The organism is Actinopolymorpha sp. B11F2, assembly GCF_040195635.1.
Taxonomy (GTDB): Bacteria; Actinomycetota; Actinomycetes; order Propionibacteriales; family Actinopolymorphaceae; genus Thermasporomyces.
This window is the reverse complement of record NZ_JBEFTX010000007.1, coordinates 278,923-292,635: the sequence shown is the minus strand read 5'-3', so window position 1 is coordinate 292,635 and position 13,713 is coordinate 278,923. Positions and strand designations below refer to the sequence as shown.

11 protein-coding genes are annotated in these 13,713 nt (G+C 68.8%); 7 read left to right on the top strand and 4 right to left on the bottom strand.

Annotation, left to right across the window (positions count from 1 at the left end):
- The first annotated feature begins 3 nt into the window (after nt 1–3).
- The 4 genes from ABN034_RS15750 (at nt 4) to ABN034_RS15735 (ending at nt 4,760) form a co-directional block, all read left to right on the top strand.
- A complete protein-coding gene (locus tag ABN034_RS15750; RefSeq protein WP_349691753.1) occupies nt 4–1,053 on the top strand; it encodes an ABC transporter permease in 1,050 nt (349 codons plus the stop codon).
- Nucleotides 1,050–2,093 (top strand): ABC transporter ATP-binding protein, encoded by a 1,044-nt coding sequence (locus ABN034_RS15745; protein WP_349691752.1) that lies wholly within the window; start codon nt 1,050–1,052, stop codon nt 2,091–2,093. The genes ABN034_RS15750 and ABN034_RS15745 overlap by 4 nt, the downstream gene beginning before the upstream one ends.
- Nucleotides 2,077–3,378, top strand: a complete 1,302-nt coding sequence (locus ABN034_RS15740) for an ABC transporter ATP-binding protein (RefSeq protein ID WP_349691751.1) — start codon at nt 2,077–2,079, stop codon at nt 3,376–3,378. Before ABN034_RS15745 ends, ABN034_RS15740 begins: the two co-directional genes overlap by 17 nt.
- A gap of 140 nt (nt 3,379–3,518) precedes the next feature.
- Entirely contained in the window at nt 3,519–4,760 is a 1,242-nt protein-coding gene (locus tag ABN034_RS15735) for an MFS transporter (protein ID WP_349691750.1), read from the top strand.
- A gap of 71 nt (nt 4,761–4,831) precedes the next feature.
- On the opposite strand, the gene ABN034_RS15730 is transcribed toward ABN034_RS15735, so the two are convergent.
- The 4 genes from ABN034_RS15730 to ABN034_RS15715 all read right to left on the bottom strand — a co-directional run bounded on the left by ABN034_RS15730 (nt 4,832) and on the right by ABN034_RS15715 (nt 9,206).
- Nucleotides 4,832–6,067: an epoxide hydrolase family protein gene (locus tag ABN034_RS15730; protein WP_349691749.1), complete on the bottom strand. Its 1,236-nt coding sequence runs from the start codon at nt 6,065–6,067 to the stop codon at nt 4,832–4,834.
- A gap of 98 nt (nt 6,068–6,165) precedes the next feature.
- A complete protein-coding gene (locus tag ABN034_RS15725; protein ID WP_349691748.1) occupies nt 6,166–6,867 on the bottom strand; it encodes a response regulator in 702 nt (233 codons plus the stop codon).
- Nucleotides 6,864–8,102, bottom strand: a complete 1,239-nt coding sequence (locus ABN034_RS15720) for a sensor histidine kinase (RefSeq protein WP_349691747.1) — start codon at nt 8,100–8,102, stop codon at nt 6,864–6,866. The genes ABN034_RS15725 and ABN034_RS15720 overlap by 4 nt, the downstream gene beginning before the upstream one ends.
- Before the next feature lie 123 nt (nt 8,103–8,225).
- Nucleotides 8,226–9,206, bottom strand: a complete 981-nt coding sequence (locus ABN034_RS15715) for a RecB family exonuclease (RefSeq protein WP_349691746.1) — start codon at nt 9,204–9,206, stop codon at nt 8,226–8,228.
- Nucleotides 9,207–9,477: 271 nt separating this feature from the next.
- On the opposite strand from ABN034_RS15715, the gene ABN034_RS15710 reads away from it, so the two are divergent.
- The 3 genes from ABN034_RS15710 (at nt 9,478) to arc (ending at nt 13,685) form a co-directional block, all read left to right on the top strand.
- Nucleotides 9,478–10,635: a site-2 protease family protein gene (locus tag ABN034_RS15710; RefSeq protein WP_349691745.1), complete on the top strand. Its 1,158-nt coding sequence runs from the start codon at nt 9,478–9,480 to the stop codon at nt 10,633–10,635.
- Between the two features lie 32 nt (nt 10,636–10,667).
- Nucleotides 10,668–11,735, top strand: coding sequence for a tRNA (adenine-N1)-methyltransferase (locus ABN034_RS15705; RefSeq protein WP_349691744.1), 1,068 nt, complete (start codon nt 10,668–10,670; stop codon nt 11,733–11,735).
- Nucleotides 11,736–11,933: 198 nt separating this feature from the next.
- On the top strand, nt 11,934–13,685 hold the full coding sequence (arc, locus tag ABN034_RS15700) for a proteasome ATPase (protein ID WP_349328541.1): 1,752 nt from the start codon (nt 11,934–11,936) through the stop codon (nt 13,683–13,685).
- Nucleotides 13,686–13,713 lie beyond the last annotated feature (28 nt).

Below are 13,713 nucleotides of genomic sequence, written 5' to 3'. Positions count from 1 at the left end.
CCGATGGCCATCACCCCTACCGTGCAGGCAGGCGAGCCACTACGTGACTCCGGTGGACGGCGGAACCTGCTGTCCCGGACCGCGTTCGTCATCGCGACCCCCTACCGCCAGTCGGCGGGAATCGCCCGCGGCATGTTGGTCGCCGGGACCTTCGTCACCGGCCTGATGGTGGTGCTGGCGGTGTTCGCGCCGCTGATCGCACCGTTCCGGTTCGATCAGGTGGCAGGCGCCGACGGGGAACGGTTCCCCAAGCAGGAGGCGCCGTCGGGTGAGCACTTGTTCGGCACGAGCGTCCAGACGTTCGACGTGTTCTCCCGCGTCGTGTGGGGCGCCCGGACGGAGCTGAAGGTCGTCGTCCTCTCGCTGGTGTTGACGATCGCCATCGGGGTGGTGCTCGGCCTGGTGTCCGGTTTCGTCGGCGGCTGGCTCGACCGGATCCTCGTCCTGGTGATGGACGCGCTGTTCTGCTTCCCTTACCTCCTGCTGGCGATCGTCGTGGCGTTCCTGCTCGCGGACAAGCTCGGCGGGGGAGTGACCACCGCGGCCGTCGCCATCACGGCCGTCTACATCCCGCAGTACTTCCGGGTCGTACGCAACAGCACGGTGAGTGCGAAGCAGGCGACCTACGTGGAAGCGGCCCGGGCGCTGGGCGCGCCGCCGCACGTCATCATGTCCCGCTACCTGTTCACCAACGTCGTGCAGAGCGTTCCCGTCATCGCGACCCTCAATGCCGCGGACGCGGTGGGAACCCTTGCCGCGTTGGGATTCCTGGGTTACGGCATCCAACCGACGGAGGCCGCCGAGTGGGGATATGACCTCAACCGTGCCATCGACGACGCCACGTCGGGGATCTGGTGGACGGCGGTCTTCCCGGGAACGGCGATCGTCCTACTCGTCATGGCACTCACCCTGGTCGGCGAGGGGCTGAACGAGACTCTGAACCCGACGCTTCGCGTCCGGCGCCTGCTTCCCGTGGTCCTGCCCCCGCGGCAGGCGGCCGGGGCGGAAGTGGAGCCCTCCGATGCGGATGCGAGGAAGGGAGGCGCGGCGTGACGGCGACAGGTGGTGGCGCCGAACCCGTGCTCGATGTCCGCGACATGCGGGTGTGGTACGGCACGGACCGTGGTCCGGTGCGGGCCGTCGACGGAGTGTCCTTCGACCTGCGGCCGGGGGAGACGCTCGGGCTCGTCGGCGAGTCCGGCTGCGGCAAGTCGACGATCGGCCGGGCGCTGCTCGGCCTGCTCCCCGAGAGTGCCGCCTGCGACGGCGAGATCCGGTTCCGCGGGCAGGACCTGCTGACGACCGGACGTCGCGAGCTGGAAAGCCTGCGCGGGCCCGAGCTCGGCATGATCTTCCAGGAGCCGCTGACCCGACTGAATCCCCTGATGCGGATATCGGAGCACTTCGAGGAGACCCTGCGAACCCACGCCCCGCGGATCAGCCGCGACGAGATCCGGAAGCGGTCGATCGACACGCTGCGCCGGATGGGCATCCCGCCGACGCGTTACCGCTCCTACCCGCACGAGTTCTCCGGCGGGATGCGGCAACGGATCATGATCGCCCTGGCACTGGTCCTGCGCCCGGCCTTCGTGGTCGCCGACGAGCCGACCACCGCACTCGACGTCCTCGTCGAGGCACAGATCATCGGAATCCTCGCCGACCTGCGCCGCAACTTCGACACCGCGCTGCTGCTCATCACCCACAACCTCGGCATCGTCGCCGAGGCCTGCGACCGCGTTGCCGTGATGTACGCCGGCAAGTTGGCCGAGGAGGGTGACGCCCGGGAGGTGTTCACCACGCCGCGGCATCCCTACACCCGGGAGCTCCTGCGTTCGACGATCTCCCTGCGTACGACCGGACTGCACTACATTCCCGGTGCGCCGCCGGACTGCGTGGATCCACCGACGGGCTGCCGGTTCCATCCGCGCTGCCCCGACGCTATGCGGATGTGCCGGGACCAGGAGCCCGAGGAGGTGCGGACGCCGGTGGGCTCGAGAGTCGCGTGCTGGCTGCACGGACCCGCCGAGAAGGTGCCGGACGGCGGGACCCAACCCCTGGTGCGGGAGGAGATCAGCGTTGCCGACGAAGCCTGACGCACCTCGCCTGCCTGCTCCGCCGGCCGGCGGCGGGACGATGCTCGACGTCCGCGACCTCGAGGTCCACTACGACCTGCGGGGCAGCTCGCTCGGCCGGCTCGTCGGCGCGGGCTCCGGTGTGGTCAGGGCCGTCGACGGTGTGACGTTCCAACTCCACAAGGGCGAGGTGCTCGGCCTGGTGGGAGAGTCCGGCAGCGGTAAGACGACGCTCGGCCGAGCGCTACTCGGGCTGGTTCGTCCCACCGGGGGAGAGATCCACTACCGCGACCGTGAGCTCGGCAGGTTGTCCGAACGTCAGCTCCGCCCGATGCGGCGGCAGCTGCAGATGGTGTTCCAGGACCCGAGTGCGGCGTTGAACCCCTCCATGGACATCGAGACCGCGGTGGGGCACCCGCTGCAGATCCACCGGCTCGCGGCGTCCCGGAGCGAACGTCGGGCGAAGGTGGTCGAGGCTCTCGAACGCGTCGGGCTCGCACCCGTCGAGAGGTTCCTCCACAAGTACCCGAGCGACCTGTCTGGTGGTCAGAAGCAGCGAGCCGTCCTGGCCCGTGCCATCATCCTCGGTCCCGAGTTGCTCGTCGCCGACGAGCCGGTCTCGATGCTGGACATGAGTGTGCGCGCGAAGATTCTCGAGCTGATGCTCGACCTCAAGCGGGACCTCGACCTCACCTACGTCTACATCACCCACGACCTGGCGACAGCGAAGTTCTTCTGTGACCGGGTGGCGATCATGTATCTCGGCCGGATCGTCGAGATCGGCGCGGTCGAGGAGATCTTCGCCGATCCGAAACATCCCTACACCAAGGCGCTACTCCGCGCGGTCCCCGAACCTGACCCGAGCCAGTCCATCCCCCGCGACCTTCCCCGGGGCGAGATCCCCGACGCCGCGGCGCCGCCACTCGGTTGTGCGTTCCATCCGCGATGCCCGGTGGCGTTCGAGAAGTGTGGCTGGGAGACCCGCGACCTGCGGGCACTGCTCGAACAGCACTGGCTGGACCTCGACGAGGAGACCTACACCGCCGAGCGCGCGGCGATCGGCAACCTCGACAGCCTGGAGGTCGCCGCGCATCGGGCGCGTCTCACCCCCGGTCGGGGTCGTGGGCAGGCCGACCTGACGGCCCTGGTGGAACGCGTTCGGGCGAACGATCCGGAGGAGCCGCTGTGGCGGGGCGTCGCGCGGGTCGAGGCGGATGAGGGCACGCTGGCCGTGGACTTCCACCCCGGCGAGGACCCGCACCTGCGTCGGACGGGCAACGTCGACGTGGCGTGCCACCTGTACTGATCCCGGAGGAGCATCCTGCGCGGCGTCGGTCAGGCAGGGGCGGTCCGGTGGTGATCTACGCTGCTGACGTCCGTCCTCACCCGTGAACCGGCCAACGAGGTGCTGAGCGGTGTGGGTGGGCCTGGTTAGCATTCGAGACCATGGCCCAGACCCAGAGCTCAGCTCCGTCCGTCATCACGGTCGGTTCCCGCCGACGTGCGACCGGGGCGCTGATCGTCGGGGTCGCGCTGATGAACATCGCGTTGGTCCCGGCGAGTGCCGTCGCCACGCTGATTGCGTCGGACATCGCTGGTCGCGCCTGGAGCGGAGTGCCCACCGCCGCCGGCGTGGTGGGGACCGCGCTCGGTGCGTTGGGCTCGGCGACCCTGATGCGCAACCGCGGCCGGCGTGCCGGGGTCCTCCTGGGCTATGTCCTCGCCGCGTTCGGTGGGGCGCTCGCCACGGTCGCTGTCCTCCGTGGCGGTGTGCTGCTGCTCACCGTCGGCATCGTTCTTCTCGGTGTCGGCAACAGCAGCGCTCAACTCTCCCGGTACGCCGCGGCGGACTTCTACCCACCCGATCGAAAGGGCTTCGTCCTGAGCCTGGTCGTCTGGGGCGGAACGATCGGTGCCGTCCTGGGGCCGAGCATGATCGCTCCGGCCGCGGGCCTCTCCGAGCGGGCCGGACTCCCGCCGTACACGGGGACCTATCTGCTGGCCATGCTGGCGACCGGCGTCGCCGCCGCGGTCAATCTCATGCTTCCGCGGTCGCGACCGCAGCGACCGCAGGGCGCAACGCGGCTTTTCGAGCGCGGCATCGGCCGGGCGCTCCGGCTGCCGACCGTCAGGATCGCGCTGAGCGGGATGGTGGCTGCGCAACTCGCCATGGTGGCGGTGATGACCATGACCCCGCTGCAACTCCACGAACACGGACACGGCCTGGGCGTGGTCGGCTGGGTCCTGTCGGCCCATCTGGTGGGGATGTTCGCCCTCTCGCCGCTGTCCGGCCGGCTCGCCGACCGCCTCGGCGGCCGGATGACGATCTCCTGTGGTGCGGGAGTGCTCATCGCATCAGCCGCCCTGGCGACCGCTGCGCCGACGTCACACACGGTCGGACTCCCACTCGCATTGTTCCTGCTGGGGTACGGCTGGAACCTCTGTTTCGTCGGCGGGAGTGCGCTGCTGAGTCGCGATCTGCCCGAGGACGTGCGGACCCAACTGCAGGGACTCGTCGACGCCATCGTGTGGGGGTCAGGGGCCTTCGCGAGCCTGTCCGCTGGCGCGATCTTCGCCGGCGGCAGCTACTCCGTCCTCGCGGTGCTCGCAGGGCTGCTCGCCACCACGCCGCTGGTGGTTCTCGCCGTGCTCCGCCGCGGCCACCCGGCGCCGGCCCGGGAGTCCTAGCTCAGACACCAGCCGCAAAGTAGGTCGGGGGAAGCCGAGGCGAAGGCGAACCAGACAGTCCGCAGGGTCGTTCAGGGTCTGCGGCCGTGAAAGGTGCGGCGCAGGTCGCTCACCCAGGCGTCGGGGTTCTCCCAGGGGATGAAGTGGCCGCCATGGTCGTGGGCGTTGACGTTGACGTGGTTGAACCAATCGGCTTGTGGGCCGGTCTTGAATGCTCGTACGCGCTCGGTGGCGGTGTGGATGCCGGGCGGGTTCTCGTACGTGACGAAGGTGAGGCCGACCGGGGCCTCCACAGCCGGGGCGCGGTCGTGGGCGGGGGTCCAGGGATAGCGGTTGGCGTTGGCGTAGTACCGCATCGACGTGGCGATGGAGTTGTTCACCCAGTAGATCGTGGCGTGGGTGAGCAGGTCGTCTTTGGTGAAGACGGACTCGACGTCGCCGCCGTTGTCGCTCCAGGCGTTCCAACGCTCCAGCAGCCAGGCGAGCAGTCCGGCGGGTGAGTCGCTGAGTGCGTGGGCCAGGGTGGCGCCGTCCAGCATGTGCACGGTGAGATGGGACGCGAAGCGGCGGTCCAGGTCGATGATGCGGGCGCGGACGTCGGCGGGCTGGTCGTCGGTGAGGGGCCGGTTCCGGGCGAAGTCCCAGGCGCGGGCGCCGGTGAAGAAGTCGAGCGGCAGCCCGGAACCGATGTGGATGCCGTACAGCTCGTCGGCGTACTTGTGGCCGAGTTGGCTGGAGACGATCCCGCCGATGTCGCAGCCCCCCGCGGCGTACTTCTCAAATCCCAGGGTCTCGGTCATCAGGGTGTGCCAGAGGTCGGAGACCTTCCAGAAGTTGACGTCCGAGAAGCCGGTGAGCGGCCCCGGGAAACCGAAGCCGGGCATGGACGGCGCGATGACGTCGAACGCGTCGGCGGGGTCACCGCCGAACGCGGCCGGGTCGGCGAGCGGGTCGATCACCTTCGACCAGTGCCAGAACGTCCACGGCCAGCCGTGGGTGAGGATCAACGGGATCGGGCGAGGGCCGCGGCCAGGCTTGCGCATGAAGTGCACTGGGACTCCGGCGACGCTCACCTGGTAGTGCTCGTAGGCGTTGATGGCGGACTCGGCCTTTCGCCAGTCGTAGGCACCCCGCCAGTAGGCGACCAGGTCACGGAGATACTTGTCCGGTACGCCGTAGGACCAGTCCTCATTCCCCTCGTCCAGCGGTGGCCGGGTCAGTGCGAGACGGGCGCGCAGGTCATCGAGGACCTCGTCGGGCACATGGATGGGGGTGGGCTCCAGCGGGAAAGCGTGCGGGGTGGTCATGGCGTGGTTCCTTACTGGGTCGGGGAAGCGGGGTCTGAGCGGCGACTTCGAGCGCGTGGAATCGGCGGGTCGTCGTCGACCTGAGCGGTCCAGCGGGCCTACCGGGCGCCAGGACGGATGAGGCCACTTTCGTACGCGAAGACCACGGCCTGCACCCGGTCGCGGAGGCCGAGCTTGCCCAGCACGTTCCCGACATGGGTCTTGATCGTGGTCTCGGAGACGTACAGCTCGTGGGCGATCTCGGCGTTCGACATTCCCCGGGACATGAGGCGGAGCACCCCCTGCTCGCGGTCGGTCAGTCGCTCCAGCAGGGCTTCGGACTGCTTGTCGCCCGGGGCGACGTTCTCCGCGAACTTGTCGAGCAACCGACGCGTCACCGTAGGTGCGACCACGGCGTCGCCACGCGCCACGATCCGGATCGCCGCTACCAGTTCCTCCGGCGGGACGTCCTTGAGCAGGAAGCCCGAGGCGCCGGCACGCAGCCCCTCGACGATGTACTCGTCGAGGTCGAACGTCGTGAGTATCAGCACCTTGACCCGGCTCGCCCGATCAGCCCCGGTGATGGTCCGGGTCGCTTCCACGCCGTCCATCCGCGGCATCCGAATGTCCATCAACACGACGTCAGGCTGGAGAACGCGGGCCTCGTCGACCCCCTTCTCCCCGTCACCCGCCTCGCCGACAACCGCGATGTCGGGCTCGGACTCGAGAATCATCCGGAACCCGGTGCGTAGCAGCGGCTGGTCGTCGACCAGCAACACCCGTGTCGGGCTGTCAGGGCGGCGTTCTTCCGGCAGGCTCACTGGCTGGCCTCCTCCAGGGGAAGTCGGGCCTGCACTTCGAAGCCACCGACCGAACGCGGCCCGGTCCGCAGGGTTCCTCCGTTGAGGGTGACGCGTTCGCGCATACCCACCAGGCCGTGTCCCGGCCGGTCCGACGGTATCGCCCGCGCCGACCCGCCCCGACGCCTGACACCGTCGTCGGTCACCCCGACCACGACCGCATCGGGTTCATAGCGCAGGAGGACCGCGGCACGCGTGGGCCCGGCATGGGTGAGCGTATTGGTCAGGGACTCCTGCACCACCCGGAAGATCGCGAGGTCGACACCGGACGGCAGCTGCCGTGGCTCGCCGACGACGGTGAGATCGACCTCGAGCCCGGCCTCCTTGGCGCGAGTCACGAGCGGTTCCAACTCCGCAACCCCCGACTGCGGGGTGAGGTCGGGCTGGCCGCCCGCCGCGGCCTCATCGGCATCGACGCTGCGCAAGGCGCCCACGATGCGCCGCATCTCGACGAGGGCGGCGCGGCCGGTCTCCTCCACGGCCAGCATCGCCTCGGCACTGCGTTCGGGCGATCGGTCGATCATCCGACGGGCGGCTGCGGCCTGGACAGTCATCACGCTGACGTGATGCGCGACGACGTCATGGAGCTCGCGCGCCATCCGGGTCCGCTCCTCGGCGAGCGCCGCACGGAGCTCCGCGGTGGCCGTACGTTCCAGCCGGTCCGCACGGTCCTCGAGGTCATTGAGATAGAGACGGCGAGCTCGCACAGTCCGGCCGATGATCCAGAGCCCGGTGGTGATCACGAACTGGGATCCGAAGTACCAGACGTTCGGCTCGACCCCGGCGGCTGCCAACTGCTCGCGGTTGACCGCGAGATAGACCACCGACGCAGTCCCGCTGGCGAGAGTGATCGCCAGCCCGGGGACGGTCGCGGCGCTCGTACCCAGGGTGTAGATCGCGATCGGCATCGCCACCGAGCCGCCGAACGAGTTGTAGTCGAAGAATCCCAACGCCATGTACGACGTGATCGAGACGATCGCCACCAGGACCGGACTCTGCCGGCGAAAGGCCAACGGAGCCGCGCACAGGACATTGAGGACGAAGCTTGCAAGATCCGGCTCGCGGAAGGTCATGCCGGCATAGCCGCGGCTGCTCATGCCGGCGAGGTTCGCCACGAGAAGCACGACCGCGATGGTCGCGTCGAAGTGGCGAGGGTGAGTCCGGATCCACTCCAGGACCCCGGTGCGGTACTGCACGGTCTTGAGGGTAAGGGTCCGGTCGGCCCGTCCTCTCCTCCCATCTACCGAGATCGGTACAGCTGCCCTCCACCGGAGGGTGGACGCACCGTGTCCATCAGCCGCGGATCGACCGCCACGCCCTCAGAGATCGACCAGCGAGGTATGGGGTGAGGGGGCCTCGGACCCGTTGGCGTCGGTTGCGGTGTCATCGGTGGACGGGAGCGGGGGAAGGGTGCCTCCCCAGGCGGGACAGCGGACCTTGTGGTCGCACCAGTTGCAGAGTGGGCCGGGGCTCGGCTTCCACTCGCCGGTCGTGCGAGCGCGCTCGATCGCCGCCCACAACGCCCCCAGCTTCCGCTCGGTCGCACGCAGGTCGTGCTCGTCCGGCGCATACCGGAGAACGTCGCCGCTGCCCAGATAGACCAACTGGAGCAGCCTGGGCACGACCCCGCGCAGCCGCCACAAAACCAGCGCATAGAACCGCATCTGGAACATCGCGCGCTGCTCGTAACCCGGTCCCGGTGCCTTGCCTGTCTTGTAGTCGACCACCCGCAACGCGCCATCGGGCGCCTCGTCGAGCCGGTCGACGTATCCGCGCAGCATGAGTCCGGACTCGAGCCGGCACTCGACGTACATCTCGCGCTCGACGGGTTCGAGGCGGGTGGGGTCCTCCAGTGTGAAGTAGCGGTCGAGCAGCCCACGGGCCTCGGTGAAGAACTCGTCGAGCCGATCGGGCACCATCTCGCCGTCGGGACCCCCGAAGAGCTCAGCGAGGTCGGGTTCGGCCTCGACAAGGGCGGACCACTGCGGTTCGACCAGGGTGCTGGCCTGCTCGATCGTGCGGTTTTCCGCCGGCAGGTCGAACAACCGCTCCAGCACGGAATGGACGACGGTGCCGCGGGCAGCCTCCGGGCTCGGTCGCTCCGGGATCCGGTCGATCACCCGGAACCGGTAGCGCAGCGGGCAGGTGAGGAAGTCGCTCGCCCGCGAAGGGGACAAAACGCCGAGCGGGGGCGGCGAGGGGTCCGGATCGCTGTCGGTGCGCGGACCGGCGCCGGTATCGACACTCGGCGAGGTATCCGCGACGGTGCTCAGTCCGGGGCTCGACTCTCCTGCGATCATGGTCCTTCAGCGTAGGGCAGGCCATCGACATCGCCCGGGATGCGCCCCGCCGGCTCGCCGTCCGGAGCGATAGCGTGGCCCGTACGAGCAGCGCGAAACGTACCACCGGGAACATCCCGCCATGACCTGCTCGTTCGCGAAACGAACGCCTTGACCTTCCGATGAGAGCAGGCATGAGTCAGCCGATGGCGCAGGATGAAGGGAAGAGGGCCGCGGGACATCCCGACAACCCGGCGTGGACGCGCCGACCAGGTGGAGTGGACGGGGGCCGATGGTGAGTCAGCAGCTGGGCTCGCGCGACAAGGACCGCGAGCCGCGGCGGCGCCCGGGTGCGCTGCAGATCGCGCGGGTCGTCGGCGTACCCATCTATGTCAACGTTTCCTGGGTCTTCGTCGCGCTGCTCATCGCGTTCCTCTTCCGTCCGTGGATCGACCAGCAGGTGCCGGGCCTCGGCCAGTGGTCGTTCGTCGCCGCGTTCGGCTTCGCCGTCCTGCTCTACGCGTCGGTGCTGGTCCACGAGATCGCCCACGTCCTCGTCGCGAAGAGGTTCGGCCTCCCCGTCCGGGCGATCACGCTGCAGTTCCTCGGTGGCCTTTCCGAGATCGAGCGGGAGCCTGAGTCGCCATGGCGCGAGTTCGCGGTCGCCGTGGTGGGACCGTTGACCTCCCTCGCTCTCGGCGGTGCGTTCGGGCTCGCCGTGACCCAGGTGGCCGAGCCTCCGTTGCTCGAGCTCGCGCTCTTCCAGCTGGCCTGGGCCAACCTGCTCGTGGGGCTCTTCAACCTTCTGCCGGGCCTCCCGCTCGACGGCGGCCGGATGCTGCGGGCCGGCGTGTGGGCCGTGACGAAGCGCCCGCACCTGGGCACCAAGGTCGCCGGCTGGGCCGGGCGGGCCGTCGCCGTGCTCGTCCTCGCCCTGCCCTGGATCTACCTCGCGGGCGCCGGCGGAGGGCCGGACCCGGTGACCATCGTGTGGAGCGTCATCCTGGCGATGTTCCTGTGGGCCGGATCCACCCAGGCACTGATGTCGGCGCGGATCCGCGGCAAGCTGCCCGCACTGCATGCCCGGGATCTGGCCCGCCGTGGCGTCCCGGTTCCGTCCGAGCTGCCGCTGTCGGAGGCGATCCGGCGGGCGCAGGACTCGCACGCGGGTTCACTCGTCGTGGTCGACAGCGAAGGCAAGCCGACCGGACTGGTCAGTGAAGCCGCCGTTCTCGCCACTCCCGAGCACCGGCGGCCGTGGATCTCGATCGGTGACGTCGCCCGTCGGCTCGAGCCCGCGCTGGTGCTCAGTGTGGAACTCCGCGGCGAGGAGCTGGTCCGCGCCATGGGTGGCATGCCCGCGACCGAGTACCTCCTCGTCGAGCCCGACGGGGGCATCTACGGCGTCCTGTCCACCGCCGACGTCGACGCCGCGCTGGCCCGCGCCTGAGACCGGCACAGCTCTGACTACGCTTGCCCGCCATGCCGTCGAACGACCCTGCCGATCCAGAGACCTCGTCCCGTCCGAAGGCCCCTGAGACGGCCGCCGTGCCTGACCCGGATGCCTCCACCGGCCGCCTCCTCGAGGCCGGCGACCAGGTGCGCCTGGAGGACCAGAAGGGTCGCCGCCACCTCGTGACGCTGGAGCCCGGAAAGGTCTTCCACACCCACCGCGGAGGGCTTGCCCTGGACGAGCTGATCGGCCAGCCCGAGGGGGTCGTCGTGAAGTCGACCGGCGGCGTGCCCTACCTCGCGCTGCGTCCCCTACTTGCCGACTACGTACTCTCCATGCCCCGCGGCGCGACAGTCGTCTATCCCAAGGACGCCGCACAGATCCTGATACAGGCCGACATCTTCCCAGGCGCCCGCGTCATCGAGGCCGGAGCGGGTTCGGGTGCCCTCACCTGCGCACTACTGCGGGCGGTGGGTCCGGACGGGCGAGTTTCGTCGTACGAACGTCGGGAGGATTTCGCCGCGATCGCCCGCCGCAACGTCGAACGGTTCCTGGGCGGGCCGCAAGCCACCTGGGACCTCACCGTCGGCGACGTCGTGGACGCGCCGACCACCCCTCCCGCCGACCGGATCGTCCTGGACCTGGTAGCCCCGTGGGAGTGCCTCACGTGGGCGGCTGGCACGCTCCGGCCCGGTGGTGTGTTGTGTTGCTACGTCGCGACGACGACGCAGCTCGCCCGTGTGGTGGAGACTGCGCGTGCCCATGGCGGCTTCACCGAGCCGTCCGCCAGCGAGACTCTGCTGCGTACCTGGCATGTCGAGGGGCTCTCCGTCCGACCTGACCACCGGATGATCGGGCACACCGGGTTCCTGGTGACCACGCGACGTCTCGCGCCCGGCGTGACCGTTCCGCGCCGGAGGCGGCGTCCCGCGCCAGGGGCGTACGGTGAGGACTACGCCGGACCCCGGCCCACCGGTGAGGATCGAGTCGGTGAGGATCGAGTCGGTGAGGATCGAGTCGGTGAGGATCGACCCGGTGAGGACGCGGGAGGTCCCGACGCCAGCACTGAGGTGGATCCCGGGAGCAAACGGCCATAGGGCATGTGACAGAGGTGTTTCGCCACCCGCTGAACGGCCACAATTCGCCATCGGATCATGACCTAGACCCCGACGGGCATGACCTGTCGGCACCCCGGATATAGGGTCAATGAAGTCGGCGCGGTGGTTCGGCGTTGAACCACCGGCGAGACTTGGACCATGGACGCCCATGGCCACCGGACTGGGGAGGTGAGGGACGTGCCTGCACACGATGACCGACGTGCGGCGCGCTCGCCGGACGAGCTCGCCAGCCAGATTACCTACCTCGAGGAGGAGGTTGCCGCCCTTCGGCGTCGCCTCGCGGAGCAGCCGAGGGAGAGCCGCCAGCTGGAGCAGCGGCTCGCCGAGGCCCAAGCCATGCTCGCCAACGTCACGGCCCAGAACGAACGTCTGGCCGCGACGCTTCGCGAGGCCCGGGAACAGATCGTCACGCTGAAGGAAGAAGTCGACCGGCTCGCCCAGCCGCCCGCGAGCTTCGGGATCTTCATCAGCCCCAACGACGACGACAGTGTCGACGTCTACACCGGTGGCCGGAAGCTCCGCGTCACCGTGAGCCCCAGCATCGACCTCGACAAGCTGCGCCCCGGCCAGGAGGTCATGCTCAACGAGTCGTTCAACGTCGTCCGCGCGCTCAGCTACGAGCAGGTCGGCGAGGTCGTCATGCTCAAGGAGCTGCTCGAGGACGGCGAACGCGCCCTCGTCATCGGTCACACCGACGACGAACGCATCGCCCGGCTCGCCGAGCCGCTGCGCGACACCCCCATCCGGGCCGGCGACTCGCTGTTGTTCGAGCCGCGTTCCGGATACGTCTACGAGCGCATCCCCAAGACCGAGGTCGAGGAGCTGATCCTCGAAGAGGTCCCCGACATCCAGTACGAAGACATCGGCGGACTCCGCGGCCAGATCGAGCAGATCCGCGATGCCGTCGAGCTTCCGTACCTCCATGCCGACCTGTTCAAGGAGCACGAGCTCAAGGCACCCAAGGGCGTGCTGCTCTACGGCCCGCCAGGATGCGGCAAGACCCTCATCGCGAAGGCGGTGGCCAACTCGCTCGCCAAGCAGGTGGCCGTCCGTGACGCCAAGACCGAGGGCAAGAGCTACTTCCTCAACATCAAGGGCCCCGAGCTGCTCAACAAGTACGTCGGTGAGACCGAGCGGCACATCCGCCTCGTGTTCCAACGGGCGCGGGAGAAGGCCAGCGAGGGCACGCCGGTGATCGTGTTCTTCGACGAGATGGACTCGCTGTTCCGCACCCGCGGTTCCGGTGTGAGCTCCGATGTGGAGAACACCATCGTCCCGCAGCTGCTGAGCGAGATCGACGGTGTCGAAGGGCTGGAGAACGTCATCGTCATCGGCGCCTCCAACCGCGAGGACATGATCGACCCGGCGATCCTGCGGCCGGGCCGGCTCGACGTCAAGATCAAGATCGAGCGCCCGGACGCAGAGGCCGCGCGCGACATCTTCGCCAAGTACCTCACGCCAGGGCTGCCGTTGCACCCCGACGACGTGGGGGAGTTCGGTGGCAACCCGGCGGCCTGCACCCAGGGCATGATCCAGCGTGCCGTCGAAAGGATGTATGCAGAACTCGAGGACAACCGGTTCCTCGAGGTCACCTACGCGAACGGCGACAAGGAGGTCCTGTACTTCAAGGACTTCAACTCCGGCGCCATGATCGAGAACATCGTCAACCGGGCCAAGAAGATGGCGATCAAGGACTTCCTCGAGCTGCAGCAGAAGGGGATCCGGATCCAGCACCTCCTGCAGGCCTGCGTCGACGAGTTCAAGGAGAACGAGGACCTGCCCAACACCACCAACCCAGACGACTGGGCGCGGATCTCGGGCAAGAAGGGCGAGCGGATCGTCTTCATCCGTACCCTCATCCAGGGCAAGGAAGGATCCGAGGCCGGTCGTTCGATCGACACGGTCGCCAACACGGGCCAGTATCTGTAGATCGGTCTCTGGCGAACCTTTCGTCGGG

What these genes read in the sequence shown, in the direction of transcription:
- ABN034_RS15730 (WP_349691749.1), bottom strand. Translation starts at nt 6,067, where the DNA reads ATGACCACCCCGCACGCTTTCCCGCTGGAGCCCACCCCCATCCATGTG.
- ABN034_RS15710 (WP_349691745.1), top strand. Translation starts at nt 9,478, where the DNA reads ATGGTGAGTCAGCAGCTGGGCTCGCGCGACAAGGACCGCGAGCCGCGG.
- ABN034_RS15705 (WP_349691744.1), top strand. Translation starts at nt 10,668, where the DNA reads ATGCCGTCGAACGACCCTGCCGATCCAGAGACCTCGTCCCGTCCGAAG.
- ABN034_RS15715 (WP_349691746.1), bottom strand. Translation starts at nt 9,206, where the DNA reads ATGATCGCAGGAGAGTCGAGCCCCGGACTGAGCACCGTCGCGGATACC.
- ABN034_RS15750 (WP_349691753.1), top strand. Translation starts at nt 4, where the DNA reads ATGGCCATCACCCCTACCGTGCAGGCAGGCGAGCCACTACGTGACTCC.
- ABN034_RS15735 (WP_349691750.1), top strand. Translation starts at nt 3,519, where the DNA reads ATGGCCCAGACCCAGAGCTCAGCTCCGTCCGTCATCACGGTCGGTTCC.